A 20926-nucleotide genomic window follows, 5' to 3' on the forward strand; every position below is an offset into this window, starting at 1 on the left:
ACAGGCACCCGCATAGCGCGTTGAAATACCGCTCGCCGCGCGAGTTCCGACGTAGGACCGATTCATCAACCTTAGTGTGAGATGGTGTCCGGAAGTACGGGGGCAAATCCATTGTCTTTGCAATCGGAAACACGGTACGGCTCAAGTGCATGTTGGTTGTGATATCAACTTTCCATACGGAGTCTAAAGTGAATGCATTAAACCCAGTTCGTCAAAAGAGAACTCTTCGCAGCATCTGGTCGTCCCTCGCATCCCTCGCTGGCGCAGGCGCAATGCTGGCGGTCGCTGCTTCCCCCGTCCATGCAGAAATTGATTTCTTCACCACCATACCCGGCGCAACGAGCACCAACTCGCCGTCCGAAGCGATCTGTGTTGCCAGCGGTGGCGCCGGCCAGAACTACGACGTCGTGACAGTAACCGTCTGGCCCGCGAACGACGCGAGTCAAACCCTGTGGTTCTCCACCAATCATACGACTTACAATGCCCAATTCGGGATTATCCGCGTGAAACAGGAAAACGCCCGCCAGGTGCCATTCGCCACGACGCTCGCGCCTGCCGCGATCACCGTCGTGAACAAACAATTCCTGATTGCGCATCAAGGCGAAGATCACAACATCTACTACGACACCGCGGCCTGCCCGACCAACGACAGTCAGTCCGTATCGTTCGCGGGTAACTGGAAGCAGATACCCGGCGCCGTGCAGTCGGGCAATGCCGTCCCGAATCTGACAGTTCGTCCGGGGCTCGCGGCGAGCACCAACGGACAGTACATCATGGTGGCAACCAGCTTTAGCGACAACACGATCCGCTATACGCAGGCGTTCGTCAACGGCACACCGAACTGGACGAATGTCTGGAAAGTTGCTCCAGGTAACGGAACGACTACATCGGGCATTGGCGTCACCAACCGGATCGGGAACAGTGCGGATCAGGTGAGCTTCGAAGTGTTTCACCGTGGCACCAACAGCGAACTGTTCTACAACTCGTACAACGCGAATACCGACCAATGGGGCAACAACGGTAACTGGACAGCGGACGGCGTGCTCAACACACTTGCCTCCGGCCCCTCTGTCGCAAGCTTCTCCGGCGGAACCCTCGGCTTTTCCAAGCCAGGCTTCATCGTTTTTGGTGAACGCGCCGACCATACCCTCCTCGCGGAGACTCTCGGTATGGACCTGTCGTTGATCCAGCGATGGACCCTGGTCCCCATCCCGAGCCCTACCAGCCACGCGCCGAGTGTCGCGGTGTCCAACGACGGTTTCTACGTGGGCGCCAGCTATACGGCAGACTCCCACCAGATCTATCGGATGCTGCAGACCAACAACGCCTCCGTTCTGATCCCCCTCCCCCAGTAACCCCCAGTAACAGGCATGACGTTCCGCACATCACCCCAGGCGGTCCCAAACCGATAATCCAATGCCGGGCTCCAGAAATGCGGGAGCCCGGTGCGTCGGGGAGGGGCACGGTTTACCCACCGGTTTTCCCTTCAGCTATCACTTAATCCATATAGGCAGCACTCCGCGCAAAACTGATACTGCATACCAATTCAAGCGCGGCCCCCGGTCTTCCGAAGCACGTGAAGACCCGTTTCCCCCTTGCCCCCAAGGCCCCCGGCGATCCACCCGCCCCTCTACCGCGCTCCTTTTGCCCTTCACCCGACGGGGGCTCTCATGGACGCGATACCGAGTCATGAATTCGCACGCACACTCGACGATGCAATCCTTCCCGATCTGTGGCGCCGCCGCACCGAGCTGTCACCCTCTTTCCCTAGCCTGGCTTCAGAAACCAGAAAACAACGCACCCCTTATCCCTCGGGCACGACCCGGAATACCCAAAAGCCATTCCCGTGCCACCACGACAAGCAACATTGCACGTACGCTTTGCCCGTAATCGCATCGAGAGCAAACAGCCGATGCAATTGTCGAATAGAGGACGTATGAAGAAACGACCAATACTTGTAACTGGCGCAACCGGCAAGACGGGGCGGCGGGTCGTGCATCGGCTGACGCAACTTGGCATGGATGTCCGCAGCGCATCGCGATCATCGGTGCCGGCATTCAGATGGGAAGACGAGTCAAGTTGGGCGCCCACGCTCAGTGACGTAGGCGCTGCCTATGTCGTGTACTGCCCCGAGATTAGCGCGCCAACCGCCTGCCGTGACATAGGCCGATTCGCCCGTGTCGCGTTGGCGAACGACGTCAGGCGCCTGGTCCTTCTGTCAGGACGTAATGAACCACGGGCACAAAGCGCGGATCAGGCACTGATGCAATCAGGTGCGGACTGGACGATTATTCGAGCCAGCTGGTTCGCCGAAAACTTCAGCGAGGATTTTCTGCTTCCCCACATCCTCGCTGGTGAAGTGGCACTTCCGGTAGCGGATGTCGGCGAACCCTTCGTGAGCGCAAGCGACATCGCGGATGTTGCAGTCGCCGCACTCACGGACGAGCGGCATATCGGCCGCATCTATGAGGTGACCGGCCCGCGGCTACTCAGTTTTCGGCAAGCGGCAACTGAAATTGCTGTGGCCTGCCGGCGCAGCGTGAGTTTCACGGAGATAAGCCGCCCGACCTTCAGGGAGCGTCTCGCCGCCAATTCGATTCCACCTGAAGCGGTCCGGTTCATTGATGAGTTGTTTCGCGACGTACTCGACGGTCGAAGCGAATCCCTTGGAACCGGCATACAGGAAGCGCTTGGCCGCGCCCCAACAGACTTCGCGGACTACGCGCGAGAAACCGCAAAAACAGGAATCTGGCACGCGTAACGAGCGGCTCGAGACGCAGCGTGTATGACATCGCACGTTCCCAGGCGACGAGCCCACCGCATCCACGCAATCAGCCGCCCAGTTTGCTCTTCTCCACCTTCGTCAGATACGCACGCTGTGCGTCTCCGATTCCGCCGAACCCTAAAACCAGGATCGAGCTGGAGCGGTTGTAGCCAAGCGGTACCGGTTTGCGCATTTTGCCGCTATCGCCCTCTTCCGGGGTATCGCTGAAGCGTTCCACGTGCGCGGAGATAATCCAGTGGCGATGCGGAACGCCCGCGGAGTTGCGCTTCGCGATGTCCTGCGCCATCTGGTTTAAGGGTCTGCGCCCACTCCATCGATTCGCCACGCATAATCCGCGCAGCCGGGTTCGCGCGAGTTCGCATTTGGGATTTTGGTTTCGTACCTTCGGGTGATATGTCGCCATACGAATCATAAATTGTTCATGCACCGGTTCACCGGTGAATCCAATTTACATTAGGAGTCCGTATGCGATCACCCTCACCCGTTCCACCTGGCGGCAATCCGGCACGCTCCTCGTCTGGATCGCTGCATTCCGAGTCGGCCGGCAACAGATCGACAACCAACGTCGACACGGCGGATACCTCACGATCTCAAACCAGGGAGCGCCCCTCTACCCCGTCAACGCCGCTGGCGCCCGCGCCTGGGCGATCAAGTCCGACCAGTAGCAGTTCGCCAGCACCTCGCCACGCGCTACCTGCGCGATCGGCCTCCGCGAGCTCGAGCAACGCTCCCGTCGCTTTGCCGCCCGAGAACGCGCAGCGCAGCGCAACGCCCCCAACCGGCGACCCGGCGGTTGCTGGGGGCGCAGCGTCACAGGACGCCGCGAAACTGATTGACGACATCGATAAATTCGTAACCACCCACGAGCTTCCGGGTCCGAGCTCCGCAATTCGGCCAATCGCCGATCTCATCGCTTCGCTACCTTCGGGCTCGACGAGTCCAGGCAACGCGCGGACGGTCGATAACGCAACCTTAACGGCGTGCCAGTCCGCGATCGAAAGCCTGAAGAAGGTAGAACAACACGCCCGCAAGAGCGTTTCCCCAGAAGAACTGGAAGCCGCCGATCTGGTCTTGGGCATCGTTCGCGACAAAGAGTCGAGGCAATCGGCCACGGAGACGCTGGCACAAATCGACCAGGTTGTGAGCGCTCGTAACTCCCCGAGAGATTCGCCTCATGCCACTCCGGAATTGCGACCGAATCGACCGCGAAGCGGTTCCGTTTCCTCAATTGAATCGGCGGCCATATCATCCGAACACGTGCCGATCGAAAGTCCACCAGTCAATCCGCCGCAAACGGCCACCAACACCACCCACGCCGCCGAAAATAACGACATCCACGAGACTGACCGCAACGCCGCCGCGAGTTTGTGGTCGCATGTGCGGAAGAACGAAACTACCGATCCGGCCAGGCAGATTACCTACTCCGTGTTGAACTCGGCACTGCGTAACGTTGCCTCGGTCGTGTTGCCAACCTTCCTGCGCCAAATCCTCGCTGAGGCTCTCGCAAACGGCATGCAGCACATGGACGAGAACGCGCGGATCGCGCTCGGCATAACGGCTGGCCTGATTCCACCCGTGCTGCTTGCAGTCGGTGATCGTATCAACGAGGAGAAAACGCCCGGCAACACCGCGGCACGCCTGGTATTGGCATTGACGGCCATCGGCGCCACCGCGACGGCAGCGGGTCGAGGCACGCTGAGCACGGCGGCGCCATCGTTGATTGCCTATCTGGTCTACGCGTCCATGCGCGACGGCGTGCAACGCTTTGTCCGCCTCGGCAACCCGGACGCCGACCCACAACTGCGAATCACGACGTCGGCACAGGCAGGCGCGGCCTACATCCTCAATCAGACCGCTATCGGCGCCCTGATGGGCTTGCGGGAATCGCCGTCGGGCGCGGGCGCTGCCGGTCAACCAGGTATTGCAGTTGTCAATGCCATCAAGCGTGCGCTGACCAACGGGTTGGGCGAGACCCTCGACGATCTCACCCTTGCCGTGCTCATGACTTTGCGGCCGCCTCGGCTAACCTATGCGATCGAAGGCGCCACCTCGCAGCAAATCGTGAGTACCGCCACGACCACCTACCCGGCGCGCGCGAGCCTAGGCATGGCCAGCACACTGGCGGCCGGCATTGCCGCCGCGGCGCTCGCAGGTACCAACCTGTCTGACAACAAGCAGACCAATCTGGTGAATTTCTTTGGTGCACTGACGCTGGGCGTGCTCTACCCAGCCCTGATCCATATTCACGAGCAGTGGCTGCGCGAGCCTGGCACCACACCGCCGGACCTCGAGGCGGGGCCAATCGTCATCATTGAGGAGCCAGTCGGGTCGATCCCGCTGTCGAATCTCCAACCCACCGACGCGTCGGAGACTGCTTCGCACTCACCGTCCGTACTCGTGCCTCCCCAAGAGGCGGGCAACGTCAGTTTGGGGGTATCGAGGCCGGCTTCGAGCAGGACTTCGACACACAGTCGGGAGCCGTCGGCGCACGCCGCGCAGGTTAGCGAGACAGGCAACGTGACGTTAGGCGACGGACGAACGCCTCAGTCCAGCTCCGCCCGAACCTCGCCTTTGGCTTCTGCCTCGGCCTCGGCTGCGCCAACGTTGCGCGGGACCGCGCCGTCGACGCTGATCGTGCCGCCCGCTTCGCAGTCTAACGCGACGTCGGTCCACGAACCGGCACCAACGGCCACCACGGTGCCGGCAGTGAATAAAGGCAAAGAGCGCGAGCGCGATAGCAGCTGATTGAGCAGGGAGGTCTGCCCGGACGGGCCGCAGCCGAACGCTTGATGCGGCTGCGCGCTGGCCGGCAACACCTGCCCATCGGCACCACAACCCGGCAACCGGACTGACGCCCACGCGTCGCGTTCACGACGATGATCCGACGTCGGTATCCGTTGCGGCGTCAGGCTGTTCCGGCTGCCCATCGGGATCGGCGCTCAGCGTCAGCCGATAACCGGTCGCATACACCGACTGCACATTCCAGCCGATCCCGGCCGCCTTCAGCTTCGCACGCAGCCGGCTTACATACATGTCGACCGAGCGGCTCTGCACGGCCGCATCCCAGCCCCAGACGACGCTCATCAGATCCTGGCGCAGCACGACGTCCCCCTTGTGCCGCGCGAGATGCCACAGGATGTCGAACTCCTTCGTGCCAAGCGCGTGGGCATGATCGCCGGCCACGAGCGAGCGCGCCTGCTGGTCTAGCACGCACGTCTCGAGCGTCAATTTGCGGCCCTGCATGTCCGCGGGCGTGGCCCGGCGCAACAACGCGCGCGCCCGGGCGAGCAGCACCTGCCGGTCGAACGGCTTGACCAGATAGTCGTCCGCGCCGGCGTCGAGAATCCGCGCGATGTCCGAATCGGCCGAATGCACGGTCTGGAAAATCACCGCCATCGACGACTGCGCCCGGCCGCGGATCTTCTGCAGCAAGCGCTCGCCGCTCACGCCCGGCACATCCCAGTCGAGGATCGCCAGGTCGGCCCACTGATCGGCCAGATATTGCTGCGCTTCCAGTCCGTTGTGAAACCCTTCGACGTGGTAGCCCTCGGCCTTCAGCCACGATCTCAGCAACGCATGGTGAGCGAGGTCGTCTTCGACCAGCAATATGCGCACAGGTCTGCCTGACATCAGTTTCATCTCAAACCTCGCCCAGAGTAAGCCCGCGCCGCGTCAGACGCGGCGCGCCTCATGCAGCGCGCGGTCCGCATCGACGAACGATGCGGTCGCGCTTCTCGCCGCGCCCGGATTCAGGCACGGCAATCGCAACACGAACAATGTGCCGCCGAAGCCATTCAGCTCCGCATACAAGGATCCGCCATGCAGATCGACGATCTGAACCGCGAGCTTCAGGCCGAGTCCGAAGCCGGTTGCCGTCTTCCTGCCGAGGCCCTCGAAATCGGTCAGCCGCGTGCCTTCGGTCAGCCCGGGCAAGCCCCCCGCGCGATCGTTGACGAGCACCTCGACGAAGCCGTCCGCGCGCCGCAACGAAACCGTCACGGCCTCGCCGCTTGGCGACGCACGCACGGCGTTGTCGATCACGTTCTGAATCGCCCGCGCGACGAAATTGCGCATGCCACTGACCCAGATCGGCGAACTGTCGGACAACCACAACTGCAACGCGACGCCGCAATAGAGCGCGGTGACCTCGAGTTGCGAAATGATCTGCCGCACGGTCACGCGCAGGTCGAAGCGCTTGAAGTCGCGCGCATGCAGATGCTCGGCGACCGATGTGAAAATAAACTGCTCGCCAAGCGACAGCACATAGTGCGCGAGTTGTGTGATCTGCTGCATGCCGCCGCAGCGCTCGAACGCGTCGGAATCGGTCGCATCGAGCTGCGTCAACGCGCTGATCGAGTTGAGCGGCGAGCGCAGATCGTGCAGCAGGAAGCGCAGCGACATCGCGCGTTCGTCGAGCGCGGCCGCGAACGAAGTCACATCGCTCACCGCCACGACCGAGCCGGCCGCGCCCGCCGCCGAGGTGGGCCCGGCCTGCAGCCACAGCGTGGTCTCGTCAACGCGTACGTCGATACCGCGCGCGAGGTCGCCCGGGCGCAGCACCTCCGTCATGTCGAAACGTTCGCTGAGCGCTTCGGCGAAGTCGGTCCCGACCGTGAGCGGCATCCTTAACATCGCGCTCGCGCGCGCGCTCGCGTCGACGACCTCGCCCGCGGCGCCGAGCGCGACGATGCCGCACGGCAGCCCGGCGAGCCGCGCGCGCATCCGGCGTGTTTCGTCATCCGACGGGGGGGGCCCGAACTCCACGTTATCCCTCTCTATCTATCGAATCGATCAACGCGCGCGACAGTCACGGCGAAATGACGCGCGGAGACAGCAGGACAAGCCGTTCCCGATGGCGTGTCGAGTTGCTATCGGCCCCGAACAGCGCGCCGATCACCGGGACTTTCGACCACCCCGGCGTGTCGGCGGCGCTGTTCAGGTCGTTATCCGTGCGGTAGCCGGCGATCAGCAGCGCCTGCCCTTCGTCGATAAACGCCTCGGTGTTGATACGGCTACGTTGGACAACCGGCAAGTTGCTGACCGTCTGCGACATCAGTTCGCCATCCTGAATCGCGACATCGAGCTTGATGTGCGTTTGCCCGCCCTCGTCGAAGACCATCGGCAGCACGCGCAGCGACATACCGGTCGACACGCTATACAGGTCGCCCCCCGTGTAGCCGGCGACCGGAACGTAAAACTGGGTTCGGTTATCCATCACGGCTTCAATATTGTTCGCCGTCACCACCTTCGGGCTCGCATCGATCTTCGCGGCATGGTGTTGCTGCAGCGCCGCCAGGCGCGCCATCAGGTAGCGGCCGCCGTCGTCGAGCACCGCCGCAACCGACGCGCCCGCCGGCGACGCACGCGCCGACCCATTGCCCGGCAAGGGCGTATCGCCGACGTTCCGCGTGATCGCGCCATCGTTACCCGTGCTTTGCGGCGAGCGATCGCTCCCGGTTTGCCGGTCGACGCGACTGTCGTGCAGCGTCCAGTCGATGCCGAGTTCGCGCAGCGCGCGATCGTCGATTTCGATGATGTGCGCTTCGATTTCAATCAGCTCCGGCTTCACATCGAGGCGCTCGATCAGCTTGCCGTATTGGGTCATCCGGTCGCCGGTGTCGCGGATCACGATCGAGTTGGTCCGCTGGTCCGCGACGATGACCGGCAGCGCATCGTCGGGCACGGACGACGCGTTCGCGCCCAACGCCGGCCGCGGTGTCGCGCCGGCCGTCTGCAACGCGGCAGGCGCCGACTGTCCGATGAGCCCGCTGTCTCGTGAAGCGCCGGCGACCGGCGGCGCGCCATACGGGCTCGCGTAAGCGTTACGGTTGACATCGCCTGCGGGCGTATTGCGCGCGACGCCGTCGTCCGCCCGGCCCATGCTGTTCGTCGCGCCGGCGCTGCCGGCTGCGTTGACCGCGCGCGGATGGTAGATGTCGTTGAGCACCGACGCCACGCCTTGCAACGTCAGCTGCTGGCCGTCGAGCGCCAGCGGGCGGTCTTGCGCCCATGCGTGATTGAGCGGAAACACGCGCACCTGCACGCCCGCGCGGCGGCCCTCGTCCGCGTCGAGCTGCTCGGCGACTCGCGTCACCAGCTGCACATAGCGCGGCGGACCGTTCACAAGCGCGGTGCCGCGCGCACCGTCGTAGACGATCTGAAACCGTTCGTCCGCCACCTGCGTCCTTTCGAGCTTGTCGCGCAGCGCGGCGGTGTCCGCCATGTCGAGCTTCACCAGCGTGCTTTGCATATCGGACGCCGGCACGATGTCGAGCACCTCGCCGTCGTAGTACCAGACAAAGCCGAACGATGACGCGAGCAGATCGAGAAAACGCTGCGGCGGCAGGTGAAACTTTCCGCTCACCTTGCCGTTCACACCCGCATCGATGTGTATCGCGATGCCCTCGCTTGCGCCCAATTCGCGCAATACGTCGTTGATATCCTTGCCCCCGGCCGCATAGTCGACGCCCGGCGATTTCCAGTGCACCGGCGCCGCCTGCACGGCTCGCGTGGTCGAGCCGAGTGCCAGCATCGCGCACACCGCGATCGCATTGAGCCTTGCTGTCCAATTCATCATGATCTGGCCGACCGTTTCATGTGAGAATTTGCCACTTTGTCTTTCTTGATAGGCATGCACGATGACCACCCCCCTGCATGAACGGCGCGACCTGACGCGCGAAATTCTCGATCTGATCGATTTGCGCCGCACGTTCACCGACATTCATATCGAGCAGGATCGCCCGATCATGATCAAGGCGCCGCGCGGCTGGCTCGCGGTCGGCGAGGAGCCGGTGCTGCTCGACGAGATGGCGCCGACCCTCGCGTCGATCGAGCCCGAATGGGAAACGCTGCTGCAACGTGGCGCGATCGACCGGCCGCTGATGCTGACGCGCTGCCGTCTGCGCTGCAACATCTACCGCACGTACGGTGGCCGCAAGCTCGTAATGTCGATTCGCAGGCTGCCGCTGCAGCCGCTGCCGATCGACAAACTGGGCCTGCCGGCGTATATCCGCTCGATGATCGACAGCGCGAAGGGCCTCGTGCTGGTGACCGGCCCGACCGGTTCCGGCAAGACCACGACGATCGCGTCGATGCTCGATCACATCAACCGCTCGCGCAACAGCCACATCATCACGATCGAGGAACCGATCGAATACGAACTCGAAAGCCGCTCGTCGATCGTGTCGCAACGCGAAGTGCCGATCGACACGCCGAGCTTTCCCGCAGGCCTGCGCGAGGCATTGCGGCAGAAGCCGGACGTGATCATGGTGGGCGAGGTGCGCGACCCGGAAACCGCCGAAACCGCGCTGCAGGCGGGCGAATCCGGCCACCTCGTGCTGGCGACGATGCACACCGGCAGCGCGCTCGGCACGCTTACGCGCCTGCTGTCGTTCTTTCCGCTCGAACAGCGCGAACGTTATGCGGCATCGCTGGCCAATTCGCTGATCGGCATCGTCTGCCAGTGCCTCGTGCCGACCCAGGACGGCGAAAACTTCGTGCTGGCGAGCGAGCTGCTCTTCAACAATACGCAGCAGGTCAGCGCGCTGCTGACCGACCCGGCGAAGCTGCCGTTCGTCACCGATTTCATGAAGCGCAAGGAGGACAACATGTCGCGCCTGCTGAACGACCATCTGGCGAGCCTCGTCGCAAAAGGCCAATGCCTGCCGCGCGACGCGCTGCGCATGACGTACAACCGCATGGAGTTGCACGAACTGCTGCAGACGCTCGCGCCGCACTGAATGGCCGGCGCGCGCACGCGGCGGCCGTAGCGAAAGGTGGGCTTCGTGATGTGGCATGCGACGGCTCAGTAATAGGTGTTGACCGACCATCCGGCCGCGACCGGCGTATTCGGTATGGTCTGGTTCGAGACGCCACAGAAGCTGCTGGTCCACGGCGTCGGGAGGTTCGTCGTGTACGAGGCCCAGTTCGTCGTGACGACGACCGTGTACGTGCCGGGCGGGGCCGCCTGCGTCAAGGTGTTGTTGATCCCGCTCGAATCATTGTTCAGCCTGGGGGTTTGACTCTCGGTGTGAGCGAGCGACGTGTTTTTGCTGTCGAGCACGTCGAGGCTTTGCGAGAGTTGCGCTTCTGCCGGCGGCGGGTTGTCCAGGCACTTACCGTCGTTCATATGCGCCCACGACGCGGCGACAATAATGCCCGGCTTGTCCAGCGTCACGGATATTGGCAGCGCATACGAGTAAGTGCCGTTGCTCCCATCCCAGGAGAACGGTGGGGCCCTGTAGTTGGTCGTCGACGGCGTTGTGTCGCACTGCGTATAGTCGCCCGCGCCGGGCGACATCATCAGCATCTTGCAACCCGTTTTCCGGAATATCGGCTCGATTTCGGCCTGCGTCTGCCACTTGCCGTTCCGGCACGACAGCACGCGGCCCGATGCGTCGGTCGACACCAGCGTCGTGCCGGCTGGCGCCGACGCGGCCGCCGACGCGCAATCGGCGCCCACCACCTGCGTATTGCCGAGACTCAGGTTGCCCTGTTCATCCACCGCGAGCGCCTGCCAGGTCTCGCCGTTGAACGTATACGCACGTTGGGACGCCAGCGTGATCGCCACGTCGCCCGCGCGCGGCAGCACGAGGCTCGCCAGCGCGGCCACGTCAGCCACGGGCCCGCGCCAGTGATACGACGCCTGGGGTTCCCAGCGCCCGTCAGTATCGCAATTCAGCACGTTGCCGGCCGCATCGGCCGCGATCGCGCGCGGCGCGTTGCAAGCCGCGTAGTCGACCTGCTGCGCGAGCACGATCGGCACCTGCATCGTATTCGCGGTGGGGTTGCCCGGCACGCCGACCCGATACAGAAAGTCCGCATTCTGTTGCTGTGTGCCATTGGAGAATACGAGGCTCGCGAGGTGCCCGACGCCCGTTCGGGTGCCCGAGCACGACGCGCCTGCCGGATTCGGCGCGGTCACCGACCAGCTACCGTATGCCCCTTGCGCCGCGCCCACCGCATTGTTGAGGGCCTGGATCGAGCCGCCGCCCGCACCCGCGTTCGCGGCGATATAGCCGAGTTCCGGGTCCGCGATCGTCTGGCCGCCCTCGGTCACGAGCAACGCCTGCAGCGCGTCCGGTGCCGACGGATTCGCGTACACCAGCAGACACGGCGTCTGCCCATAGGCATTCCGGTCGCCCGTCCCGGGCGGCAGATAGGTCGATAGCTGAAACGGCGAGCCGGTGAGCTTCACGATGACCGGCGCCGTTGCCGTCGCCTGGGCGACGAGCATCGGATAGTTCTGCTGGATCACCTGCCGCGCGGCCGCCGCCAGCTTCGACTGGTACAGCGCCGCCTGTTGCGCGCGGGTGTCCTGCATCGACGAATCGATCATCTTCGCGACACCCGCGATCATCAGCGCGGTCAGTGCGAGCGCGGCCAGCAATTCGACCATCGTGAAGCCGCGTTCGCGGCGAGACCGCCGCGCGTGGCCGTGCGCGCGCGGCGCCGGTCTGTCATTCATCGGCATAAGCTTGAGCCATCCATACCGGCGCGCCGTTCGGCACACTGCCGGCGATGCTGTCCGGCAGCGCGACCGGCGGATTGCCGGGCGATACGACCGTGCCATTGAGCGCGACGCCTGCAAGCGCGGAGCCCTGCGCGATCTGCTCGATGTTCGGCACGACGCTCGCCGCGTCTGGCGACGACGCGTAGACCACGACGAGGCTGCCCTTGTAGTCCCCATTCGGCGTGACGTAATTGCGCCATACGGGGTCGGGGGTGCTCGACGTCAGAAAAGCTTGCAGGCTGCTCTGCGTCACACTGCCGGAGAACGACGGGTTCCTGATCGCGAACGCGACGACAGCCTGCCGGTACTGGTTCATGTTCAGCGCGAGATGCATCGTCGACGGGCTCGGCGTGGCGGGCGCGGTCTCGGCGCTCACGAGCGCGTACGCGCCCGCGAGCATGCCGAAGGTGACCGCGATCCAGATCAGATACATGAGGGTGCGCTATGCCGTTGACGTGTCATCAGGCCAGGGTGATGGGATCAGGACGACGTCCAGACAATGTCGTTCGTGTCGGCATTGCAGCTGGACTGCGCATCCGTCGGACTGACGGGCGGCGTGAGGGGCTTGCTATTGACCGACAGCGCGGTCCAGCTCCCACCGGCGGTGAGCGCATTGATGCACACGCTCTTCGGCACGTCGTCGTATTCAATCTTGAACGTACCCACTGCCGCGCTGCTGACCGTGACGGTGCCGCCCCACGTATTGGTCGCCGTTCCGTCCGACGCGACGGGAATCGTGCTCGGGATCACGCCCGCACTCGAGAGCACACCGTTGGCCACCCCCGTGTACCCATTAGCCTGCCCCATATACAGCTTCTTCACCCCCGCCTGAATCGCATTCACCTGCTCCGCGAGTTCATTCGTTCCCGCACTGCTAAACGCGCCGTTCAGCAGCGCAACCGCGCCGATCACGACAATCGCGGCAATCCCCAGATAGGCGATCGCTTCAAGCAGCGACGCACCGCGCTGCGCGCCACGTGAACGCTGGCGCAGGCCCACGGCAAGCGGGACAACGACCGATTTCCTTTGCTTCATATTGCTCTCCTGATGAACACACGACCCTGCGTTGCGACCCGGGTCTGAATGAGTAAACCAACAACGCAACGATTAACAGACCGACTCAATGAACCGCATGAGACATCGCAGCAATTTCCTGCTGAATGCCGAAAAAACCACTAATCAACCACGACAGCACGAGCGTCAACACGATGATCGCGACGCCGTTGACCACCCGCATCTGCGACTCCACCGTCTCGACGCCTTCCTGCATCCACTCCTCGGCGAGCGTGCGCAACGCGTCGGCGAACCCCTTGTATTCGGCGTACACGCACAAGTCGTCGACGATCTCGGCGGACGGAAAGCGGTAACCGGTGTTCTTCATTGCTTCACCGACGTTCAGCCCGGACTTCACGCCGAACAGCATGTCGTCGATGCGCTCGCGCAGCCACGGCCGCGCGGTGTCCGCGAGCCGGTTCAGCGATTTCTCGACTGTGAAACCGGCCGTCTGCAGCGATGAGAACGCGACCAGAAAGCCGGAACCGACGATCAGCCGATAGATCGAATACGGCGGATAGCGGTCCAGCAGCACGCGCGTGCGGCCCGACCAGCGCGGCATCGAATAGAACATCAGCGTGACCAGCGCGGCGAGCAGCAGCACGCAATAGATCATGCCGCTCTGTACGAACCGCGACAGCGTGTACAGCGAGTGCGCGACGCCGTGCCACCGGTCGGGACTGACGATCATCGCGAACCGCGGAATCACGAGCTTGCCGAACAGGAACACGTAGCCGATCGTCATCGCGAGAATCGCAGCCGGATACGCGAGGCCGCCGACGATCGCCATACGGATGCGGCGGCCCGACGTGACGACCGCGGATACGCTGGTCAGCGACGTTTCGAGGCGCCCCGACTGTTCGCCGGCCATGATGATCATCTGCTCGGTCTGCGGCACCCACCCCTGCATCGCCTCGGACAGCATGCCGCCGTTCTGCACGACGCGGCGCCAGTCCGACAGCACGATCGCCTGCGGCTCGTTCGGCTTGCGTCCCTCGGATGACGCGCGCAGTTCGAGCTCTTCGAGCACCCTGAGCAGCGGCAACCCGTTGGCCAGCATCTTCGCGATCTTGCGATAGATGCGCAGACGCGCTTGTGCGGTCAGTTGCAGGCGCGCCCAGTGGCGGTTCACATCAAACGCCATCGCCGCCTCCGGGCACAACGGCCCGCGCCCTGCCCGCGTCGGGCGCGGTGAGCGGTCCGACCACACGCTCGGCCATGCGCGGATCGACCAGACCGGCCGCGACCTTGTCGATCGCATGCTGCCCGACGGTCTGGCCGCCGAGTTCGTGCAGCCAGTATTGATGTGCGGCGGCCTTCTGCCCCGCGCGCAGCAGATCGAACAGCGTCGCGTCCGGATGAATCACTTCCGCGACCACCGTGCGGCCGATCGTGCCGTGCCGGCAATGCGGACAGCCGGAGCCGGCGATGCGCACCTGCTCGAAGCGCGCGCCCACCACCCGCTCGATGCGTGCGACGCAGCCCGCATCGAGCTCGTGCAACGCATCGCTCAAAGGCCGCGAGCAGTGCGGGCACAGCAGCTTGACCAGACGCTGGCTGATCAGCCCGGTGACCAGCGACTCGTCGGTGACCATCGCGAGCGGCAGGCCGAGATCGACCAGGCGATCGACAATCGCGAGCGCGCTGTTCGCATGCACGGTCGTCCACACCTGGTGACCCGTCATCGCCGCGCGCAATGCGTTTTGCGCGGAGGCGCGGTCGCGTATCTCGCCGATCATGATCGTGTCCGGATCGAGGCGCATCGCGTTCGCGATCGCCGCCGCGAACGCGAGCGAGCGCGCCTCTTCCGTCATTGCATTGACGACCGGTGTCTGCACGGCGCCCGCGATCGGATATTCGACCGGATCTTCGACCGTGATCACATGCGTCGAGCCGGCCATCTCGCGGATCTGTCCGGCGAGCACGCGTTGCAGCGTCGTCGATTTGCCGGAGCCGGTCGGCCCACTGATGATGTTCATGCCGTGCGGCCGCTGCGCGAGCCGATTGAACGCGTCCGCTTGCTGCAGCGTAAAGCCGAGCTGCGTCAAGTCCGTCGAGTCGCCCGCGTCGTTGTACAGCAGCCGCAGCACCATCAGGCTGCCGGTGCTGGTCGGCGCGGTCGCGATCCGCACGCCGAACAGCTGCTCGGGCAGCTTGTCGCGATCGCCGATGCTCGCGTCCTGCCGCTCGGTCGGCTTGTACGTGTTGTCGGACACGCTAGCCATCGCCGAATAGAACGTGGCCATCAGGCGTTCGCCGTACTCTCGCGTCTGTTCGCTGATCCGTATCAGTTCGTTGTGGATGCGAAACAGGATCTCCGTGCTGAAGCGGTTGACCCGAATGTGGATGTCCGACGCACGCTCGTCGCAAGCGCGCGCGATCAGGTTTTTGGCAACGACTTGCATCTGCGTGTGATCGATGCGCTCCGCGGTGCCGTCGCGGCGCTGGCCCTGATAGGCGCGCCGCACCACATCGAGACTCACGAGCCGCGTTGTATAGAGGAAATTCAGCCGTTCGAGCCGCGCGCAATACGACAGCACGAACGGATTCATATGGTGCCCTTCCGCGACCAGCAGGTTCCCGTCTTCGAGCAGACACAGGAACTTGCGTTCTTCGCCGCTCGCGGCAAATTCCCCGCTGTCGGAAAGCGGCCTTACCGAAGGCGCGATGCTGGCCTGCGCGAGCGGCGCCGGGTGAACCTGCGCGTCGCTTGCGGTGGGCATGAGCGCCGGCGCGCTCGCGCCGACCCCGAGCCGGCGCGCCACGGCGACCGGCAACGTGGGCTTGAGCGCCCTGGTGGACTGGATCAGCGAGTTCATGTTGATTACCTGGTCGGAGCTAGCAAGGTGGGCAGCGGCGGCTCGCCGCCGTTGAGGCCAGCCGAGGCGATCCGCGACAGCGGGCTGCGCGTGGACATGACGGCCAGCGTCGTCCGTCGGCCGTCCTTGCTCTGCATCACCACCGAGCCGGGATGGATCGCGATGACGCGCATCTCGTTGGGCAGCGTGTCCCCCTGGTGGACATCGAACTCACCCGCGCCGTTGAACTCGACGGTCGCGCTGATGCTGTTGCCGAGACTCTGGGTCGCGCGCACGGCCACCTCGTCGTAGGTGATCGTGCGGCCCATGCGGCTTAGCGCCGCTTCGCGCTCGGCGACCTGCGCCTGCGCGTCGAGCTTCTTCAACTGGGCTTTCAGCACGACGGTGTCCTGCTGGAGCTGCATCAGCTCGTTCGCCGCCGCGGATGCAGCCGGCGCTGGCGCCGGGACCGCCGCGGCCACGCCCGCCGGCGCGCCGCCGGCAGCGGGCGTGGACGGGACGGACTGCGCCCGCGCGTTCGCGGCAAACACCGCGGAGCACGCGACCATCAGGACAACCGACGCTTGCACAACACGATCACTTCTCATAGATCACTCCTTCCACGGTCCACTGTCCGGACCGGTACGACACTTTGTCGAGCCGCACGCCGGGCTCGTCGAGGTACTTCACGACATTGCCCGGCGCAAGCTCGCCAAGATTGGCGGACAGACGCCACGTCTGCCATGTCGCCTCGCTGCCGCCACTGAACTTGCCGAGCGCATCGGCAGCGAGACTCGTTTGCGGCGTCACGGGACGCTGCAACGTAAAACTCAACGGCACGCCGAGCCGCTGGAATGCCGACAGCATGCGCAGGCGCACCCCATGCACGCGCTCGATGTTTTCGTCGCCGCTCGCGGCAAGCGAGACCGGCACCACGAGCGTCGCATGGTTGCCGCTCGTATCGATCACCGCGTGCGGCTGCGCGGCCATCAGCAGCGCGACGTTCGACTCGTCGCGCGACCAGCTGTAGCTGACGTTGGTCGCCCGGCACACATAGTCGTCGAGCTGCCAGCCACCGGGTGCGATCAGCACGAAATTTTCGAGACAACTCCGCACGAACGTCGACGGCAGCGGCGCGGTGGCCCACGGATGCATCACGGGGGGCGGCGCGGCCTGACTTGGCGGATGCAGACGCCGTTGTTCGCGCGCCTGTTCGAGCGCCAACTGGCGCGCCGCTTCGTGCCTGCTCTCGCGATAGCGGAGCGCGCCCCACGCGGCCACGCCGAGCGCCGCGCAAAGCGCCGCCGCGATGCCGATCCGACGCCATTGCAGGCGGCGCGACACCGGCGCGAGGTTAAGCCAGCGCGGCAGGTAAGCTTTGCCGCCGCGCCGCGGAATCATGTCCTCGATGTCGCGCGCGTAAAAGTTATGGAATCCTTGCGCTTCGATCCGCGGATCGCCGATCACGACATTCCAGCCGCCGAGGCTGTAGTCACTGTGCAATCGTTCGAACACCTCATCGGTGGTCGCGACCCAATCACCGTTCGGCAGAAACGCGCCGTCGCGCACCGCGAAATAGGCCCAGCGCCCATCGGGCAAGCTGAACGCGCCGAGCCAGTTCGGCGCGGGCTGCTGGCGGCCGTCGTAGAACGCGCCTTCCGTGGCGATCGCTTTCGATACCAGCGCACCGAGCGACGGCAAGCCCAGCTGCGCGCCTTCGCGCGTGCTCGCGAAGCCCGCGCCCGCAAAGCCGCGATCGATGCGCAGCACCATCGCGTCGAAATTCAGGCGCGCGGCGAGCCCGGCCGCCTCCGCGCGCAGTTCGTGGCGACGCGACAGCGATTGCCAGAACAACCCGCAGAGAAAGCGGTGGCGGCCGATTTGGACAATTTGCGTCGGCATGATGGACTTGGGTGACGAGCCGTCTCACGCGCCGTTCATCGAGATCGGCGAAATCAGGATCACGATGATTTCGCGCGAGTGCGTGGCGCTTTGGCCACCGCCCAACAGATAATTCGAAGGCTTGCCGACGCCTTGCTGATTGTTCTGGTCCGCCACCCCTTCGTAGCCGCTGATCACGAGCGTCTGGCCCGACTTCATTGAGACGCGCTGCAGGAAATTTCGCGTATCGACCGTCGGCAACTGGATCTGCTGATCGGGCGGGCCGAACGACGGGAGTGCCGCGAGCGACGAGATATTCGTGTAGAACTGCATCATTACCGTGCCGTCGTCGAGAATGTGCGGCAAAAGCGTCAGGTTGAAGCCGGTTGTCACCGTACCGGGCGTCAGTGACACCTGGCTGCCGACATTGGCGGTGGTGAACGTCGACACCTGCGCGAGATAACTTTGCTGTTCGGCCACCTGCACCGGCACCGGCTGATCGTTCAGCGTCGTGACCGAAGCCGAGGTTTTGCGCCGTACCGTGCCTTGCTCCGATAGCACATTGATCATCGCGCTCGTGGCCGATGCGCGGCTCGACGGCGTAATCACGGTTGCCGAGAACTGGTTGGCGGCGGACTGGATACCACTGGGGAAGGTGTTAGTGATGTTGAATTTCGTTCCGAGCGCCTGATAGACGGCCGCCCAGTCGATGCCGAACGTGTCGTCCGCGGTCAGTGTCACCGACAGCACCGTGACGTTCACGAGCACCTGGCGTGACAGCACGCGATTCTGCTGATCGATGAATTCGCCGACGCGCTCGAGCACGTCGGGCGTATCCGTGACCGAGATCGAACCCGTCGCGGGCGACGCGATCACCGAGCCGGCCGGCGACAGCATCGACTTGATTGCGGACTGCAAACCGGTGTACACGGACAGTTGCGCATTCATTGCGATGTTCGTCGTGTTATCGGACGACACGGTCGGCGCACCGCTCGAGCTGCCGCTTGCACCGCCGCCCGCCAGCATGCCGCCCGCCGCCGCGCCGCTATTGTTCGAGCCGCTGACAACGGACGTATCGACTTTCGAGTCGCCGGGAATTGCGGTCACCTGGTACACGCGCGTGTCGGTATAGAAGAACGTGATCGCGCCATTCGAATATTTCCAGTAGACGCCGAAGCGCGCGGCCGCGACGTCGAGCAAGCCCTGCAGCGAGCCATGCGGATAGACAATATGAACCGGCGCGGCGTCGGCTGCCGCCGCGCGGCGCGTGCCCGCGGCGGTCGCTTGCGGCGACGGCCCCTGCAACAGGCCGGCCGGCAATGGAGGCAACCCCGGCGGCAACCCCGACGGCAGCGCCGCCGCGCCGGCCTGCATCGACTGCGACGCGGCGTCCTCGGCGCCCGGCGCGACTTTCACCGGGACGCGGGTCAGGCGCGTGATGCGCTCCGCGAATGCGTGCAGCGAATCGACACTGCCATCGAAGCTCGCCGGCTCGCTAAAGAGACCCGGCAGCGTCGCTTTGGCCGGCAGCTTCAACGTGTTGCCGGACAACCAGAGTTCGTCGCGCACGACCACGTCGTCGACATCGCGCTCGTGGTTGTCCCCTTGCGACAGATTGTTGAGCTGCTGTCCCGCATGCACCGCATCGGCGTGCGCGTCCGTGTTCACCCTGTCCCAAAGACCGGTACAACCGGTGAGCAGCAGCGCACAGGCTCCGATGACAGCAATCTGATAAATGGCACGCATCAACCAGCTCCCTTCGGAATCACGCGTAGCACGCGATTACCCTGGTACATCACCATCTGAATCGGCACCTGCGAGTGGCGCAGCGCGTTTGCAACCTCCTGCAGCGCCTGCTGGAACGTGCCGTGAATCGTTGCGGTCGCATCGATCGTGAAGTCGGTGGGCACGTCCCAAATGAATTGCCAGCCCGCTTCGGACGCCCAGCGAGCGAGCACGTCGCGCACCGAACCATCGGAGCGGCGCAGTTCCCAGACGGTGCGCTCCGGTGGCGTGGCGGACGCGGCTGGAGCGACGGTGGATGCCGCGGATGCCGACGCGGGTGTCGGGGATGCGATCGACAGCGGCATGCCCGGTGCACCTGCGACCGGCGGTACGGAGGCGGGATGACTGGCTTCAAGCGGCGCTTGCGCGATCGTCTTCGCTGACGCCGATGCCGATGCCGCGTTCGCCGCCACCGCGCCCGACGCTACTGTGGGCAACGCTGCGGGCGCAGACTGCCGCACCGACATATGCGCGGTCACCGTCACGAGACGCAGGTCGGTGTCAACGCGCGCCTGCAACGATGGATTGCCCGACAGCAGCTCGCCGAGCACCTGGACGAACGAACCACCCGCCCGCCAGCTCACTGGCGTGTCGGCCCACGGCCCCGCATTTGGCACATTGACGCTGTAACTGGATGGCACGACTTCTTCGATGGCCTGCAGAAGCGACACGTCGTGTCCGCTTGCGCGAACCGCTCCCACCGGACGATGCGTTCCCTCGACGATGACCTGCTGGTCTGCCGCGAATGCCGATGCACAGAGCGCCCACATGCAGCACAAGAGCCACCCTCCCCTGAACCATAGCTTTTGCATCTTGACGTCTACTTGCATTGGCTGGGCTGCGTTGGCAGCCGTGCATCCGGCGTGAAACGCCGGGGTCTCGTTTGCATCGGGACGCGGCCCAGGCTGACGGTCGATCGCTGTTGAACGATCGTGTCGTGCCCACTTGGCCGCGAAATTAAAAAGGCATCCGTAACCATTCCTCTTCGGCGTTTACGGCGCGTCGAATCGTAACCTTAACGGTATCAAAATGAAAAAAATTTTTAAGCATTTTGCATTATCACAAAACATTCATGAAAACCCCAATGCGATTGCCGTTCGGCATTCCAACTAT

The 20926-nt window shown here is 64.2% G+C and carries 17 protein-coding genes and 1 pseudogene; 5 read left to right on the forward strand and 13 right to left on the reverse strand.

Annotated features, from left to right (window positions below; genetic code table 11):
• The first annotated feature begins 188 nt into the window (after positions 1-188).
• The 3 genes and pseudogenes from HV796_RS33505 to HV796_RS44360 all read left to right on the forward strand — a co-directional run bounded on the left by HV796_RS33505 (position 189) and on the right by HV796_RS44360 (position 2761).
• Positions 189-1355 (forward strand): hypothetical protein, encoded by a 1167-nt coding sequence (locus tag HV796_RS33505; RefSeq protein ID WP_217478059.1) that lies wholly within the window; start codon positions 189-191, stop codon positions 1353-1355.
• 581 nt (positions 1356-1936) lie between these two features.
• A pseudogene (locus HV796_RS45695) lies at positions 1937-2134 on the forward strand (NAD-dependent epimerase/dehydratase family protein); the annotation flags it as partial.
• 129 nt (positions 2135-2263) lie between these two features.
• Entirely contained in the window at positions 2264-2761 is a 498-nt protein-coding gene (locus HV796_RS44360; RefSeq protein ID WP_246356174.1) for a Rossmann-fold NAD(P)-binding domain-containing protein, read from the forward strand.
• A 70-nt stretch (positions 2762-2831) separates the two neighbouring features.
• Here the strand turns inward: HV796_RS44360 and HV796_RS33515 are convergent, their stop codons facing one another.
• Positions 2832-3071 carry a hypothetical protein gene (locus tag HV796_RS33515; protein ID WP_175232192.1) on the reverse strand — a complete coding sequence of 80 codons (240 nt, stop codon included), beginning with the start codon at positions 3069-3071 and terminating at the stop codon, positions 2832-2834.
• Positions 3072-3523: 452 nt separating this feature from the next.
• On the opposite strand from HV796_RS33515, the gene HV796_RS33520 reads away from it, so the two are divergent.
• Entirely contained in the window at positions 3524-5530 is a 2007-nt protein-coding gene (locus tag HV796_RS33520; RefSeq protein WP_175232193.1) for a hypothetical protein, read from the forward strand.
• 123 nt (positions 5531-5653) lie between these two features.
• On the opposite strand, the gene HV796_RS33525 is transcribed toward HV796_RS33520, so the two are convergent.
• From HV796_RS33525 to sctC, 3 genes are read right to left on the reverse strand one after another with little or no spacing between them, the layout of a single operon-like run.
• Complete coding sequence (locus HV796_RS33525; RefSeq protein ID WP_175232194.1) at positions 5654-6424, reverse strand: response regulator transcription factor; 771 nt, start codon at positions 6422-6424, stop codon at positions 5654-5656.
• A 33-nt stretch (positions 6425-6457) separates the two neighbouring features.
• Complete coding sequence (locus tag HV796_RS33530) at positions 6458-7549, reverse strand: sensor histidine kinase (RefSeq protein WP_377693379.1); 1092 nt, start codon at positions 7547-7549, stop codon at positions 6458-6460.
• Between the two features lie 43 nt (positions 7550-7592).
• A complete protein-coding gene (gene sctC / locus HV796_RS33535; protein ID WP_175232216.1) occupies positions 7593-9359 on the reverse strand; it encodes a type III secretion system outer membrane ring subunit SctC in 1767 nt (588 codons plus the stop codon).
• Between the two features lie 64 nt (positions 9360-9423).
• Here sctC and HV796_RS33540 point away from each other — a divergent pair, with 64 nt between their 5' ends.
• Entirely contained in the window at positions 9424-10524 is a 1101-nt protein-coding gene (locus HV796_RS33540; RefSeq protein WP_175232195.1) for a type IV pilus twitching motility protein PilT, read from the forward strand.
• 65 nt (positions 10525-10589) lie between these two features.
• Here the strand turns inward: HV796_RS33540 and pilV are convergent, their stop codons facing one another.
• The 9 genes from pilV to HV796_RS33585 form a co-directional block, all read right to left on the reverse strand.
• Complete coding sequence (gene pilV / locus HV796_RS33545; protein ID WP_175232196.1) at positions 10590-12251, reverse strand: shufflon system plasmid conjugative transfer pilus tip adhesin PilV; 1662 nt, start codon at positions 12249-12251, stop codon at positions 10590-10592.
• Complete coding sequence (pilM, locus tag HV796_RS33550; protein ID WP_175232197.1) at positions 12244-12729, reverse strand: type IV pilus biogenesis protein PilM; 486 nt, start codon at positions 12727-12729, stop codon at positions 12244-12246. Before pilM ends, pilV begins: the two co-directional genes overlap by 8 nt.
• 47 nt (positions 12730-12776) lie before the next feature.
• Positions 12777-13331: a type 4 pilus major pilin gene (locus HV796_RS33555; protein ID WP_175232198.1), complete on the reverse strand. Its 555-nt coding sequence runs from the start codon at positions 13329-13331 to the stop codon at positions 12777-12779.
• Positions 13332-13416: 85 nt separating this feature from the next.
• Positions 13417-14493, reverse strand: a complete 1077-nt coding sequence (locus HV796_RS33560; protein WP_175232199.1) for a type II secretion system F family protein — start codon at positions 14491-14493, stop codon at positions 13417-13419.
• The gene (locus tag HV796_RS33565) at positions 14483-16072 is read right to left on the reverse strand and encodes a GspE/PulE family protein (protein ID WP_246356177.1); all 1590 of its coding nucleotides are present in this window, start codon (positions 16070-16072) and stop codon (positions 14483-14485) included. Before HV796_RS33565 ends, HV796_RS33560 begins: the two co-directional genes overlap by 11 nt.
• A gap of 101 nt (positions 16073-16173) precedes the next feature.
• Entirely contained in the window at positions 16174-16755 is a 582-nt protein-coding gene (gene pilP / locus HV796_RS33570; protein WP_175232201.1) for a type IV pilus biogenesis protein PilP, read from the reverse strand.
• The gene (pilO2, locus tag HV796_RS33575; RefSeq protein WP_175232202.1) at positions 16745-18049 is read right to left on the reverse strand and encodes a type 4b pilus protein PilO2; all 1305 of its coding nucleotides are present in this window, start codon (positions 18047-18049) and stop codon (positions 16745-16747) included. The genes pilP and pilO2 overlap by 11 nt, the downstream gene beginning before the upstream one ends.
• Before the next feature lie 24 nt (positions 18050-18073).
• Positions 18074-19774 (reverse strand): PilN family type IVB pilus formation outer membrane protein, encoded by a 1701-nt coding sequence (gene pilN / locus HV796_RS33580; RefSeq protein WP_175232203.1) that lies wholly within the window; start codon positions 19772-19774, stop codon positions 18074-18076.
• The gene (locus HV796_RS33585; RefSeq protein WP_246356175.1) at positions 19774-20643 is read right to left on the reverse strand and encodes a toxin co-regulated pilus biosynthesis Q family protein; all 870 of its coding nucleotides are present in this window, start codon (positions 20641-20643) and stop codon (positions 19774-19776) included. The genes pilN and HV796_RS33585 overlap by 1 nt, the downstream gene beginning before the upstream one ends.
• Positions 20644-20926 lie beyond the last annotated feature (283 nt).

It is taken from the genome of Paraburkholderia humisilvae (assembly GCF_902859855.1).
Classification (GTDB): Bacteria; Pseudomonadota; Gammaproteobacteria; order Burkholderiales; family Burkholderiaceae; genus Paraburkholderia; species Paraburkholderia humisilvae.

Excerpts from the sequence above, each read along its gene's own strand:
- HV796_RS33585 (WP_246356175.1), bottom strand. The coding sequence starts at position 20,643 with ATGCAAGTAGACGTCAAGATGCAAAAGCTATGGTTCAGGGGAGGGTGG.
- pilO2 (WP_175232202.1), bottom strand. The coding sequence starts at position 18,049 with ATGCCGACGCAAATTGTCCAAATCGGCCGCCACCGCTTTCTCTGCGGG.
- HV796_RS33560 (WP_175232199.1), bottom strand. The coding sequence starts at position 14,493 with ATGGCGTTTGATGTGAACCGCCACTGGGCGCGCCTGCAACTGACCGCA.
- HV796_RS33515 (WP_175232192.1), bottom strand. The coding sequence starts at position 3,071 with ATGGCGCAGGACATCGCGAAGCGCAACTCCGCGGGCGTTCCGCATCGC.
- HV796_RS33555 (WP_175232198.1), bottom strand. The coding sequence starts at position 13,331 with ATGAAGCAAAGGAAATCGGTCGTTGTCCCGCTTGCCGTGGGCCTGCGC.
- pilP (WP_175232201.1), bottom strand. The coding sequence starts at position 16,755 with ATGAGAAGTGATCGTGTTGTGCAAGCGTCGGTTGTCCTGATGGTCGCG.
- HV796_RS33565 (WP_246356177.1), bottom strand. The coding sequence starts at position 16,072 with ATGCCCACCGCAAGCGACGCGCAGGTTCACCCGGCGCCGCTCGCGCAG.
- pilM (WP_175232197.1), bottom strand. The coding sequence starts at position 12,729 with ATGTATCTGATCTGGATCGCGGTCACCTTCGGCATGCTCGCGGGCGCG.
- pilV (WP_175232196.1), bottom strand. The coding sequence starts at position 12,251 with ATGAATGACAGACCGGCGCCGCGCGCGCACGGCCACGCGCGGCGGTCT.
- sctC (WP_175232216.1), bottom strand. The coding sequence starts at position 9,359 with ATGAATTGGACAGCAAGGCTCAATGCGATCGCGGTGTGCGCGATGCTG.
- HV796_RS33540 (WP_175232195.1), top strand. The coding sequence starts at position 9,424 with ATGACCACCCCCCTGCATGAACGGCGCGACCTGACGCGCGAAATTCTC.
- pilN (WP_175232203.1), bottom strand. The coding sequence starts at position 19,774 with ATGCGTGCCATTTATCAGATTGCTGTCATCGGAGCCTGTGCGCTGCTG.
- HV796_RS33525 (WP_175232194.1), bottom strand. The coding sequence starts at position 6,424 with ATGAAACTGATGTCAGGCAGACCTGTGCGCATATTGCTGGTCGAAGAC.
- HV796_RS44360 (WP_246356174.1), top strand. The coding sequence starts at position 2,264 with ATGCAATCAGGTGCGGACTGGACGATTATTCGAGCCAGCTGGTTCGCC.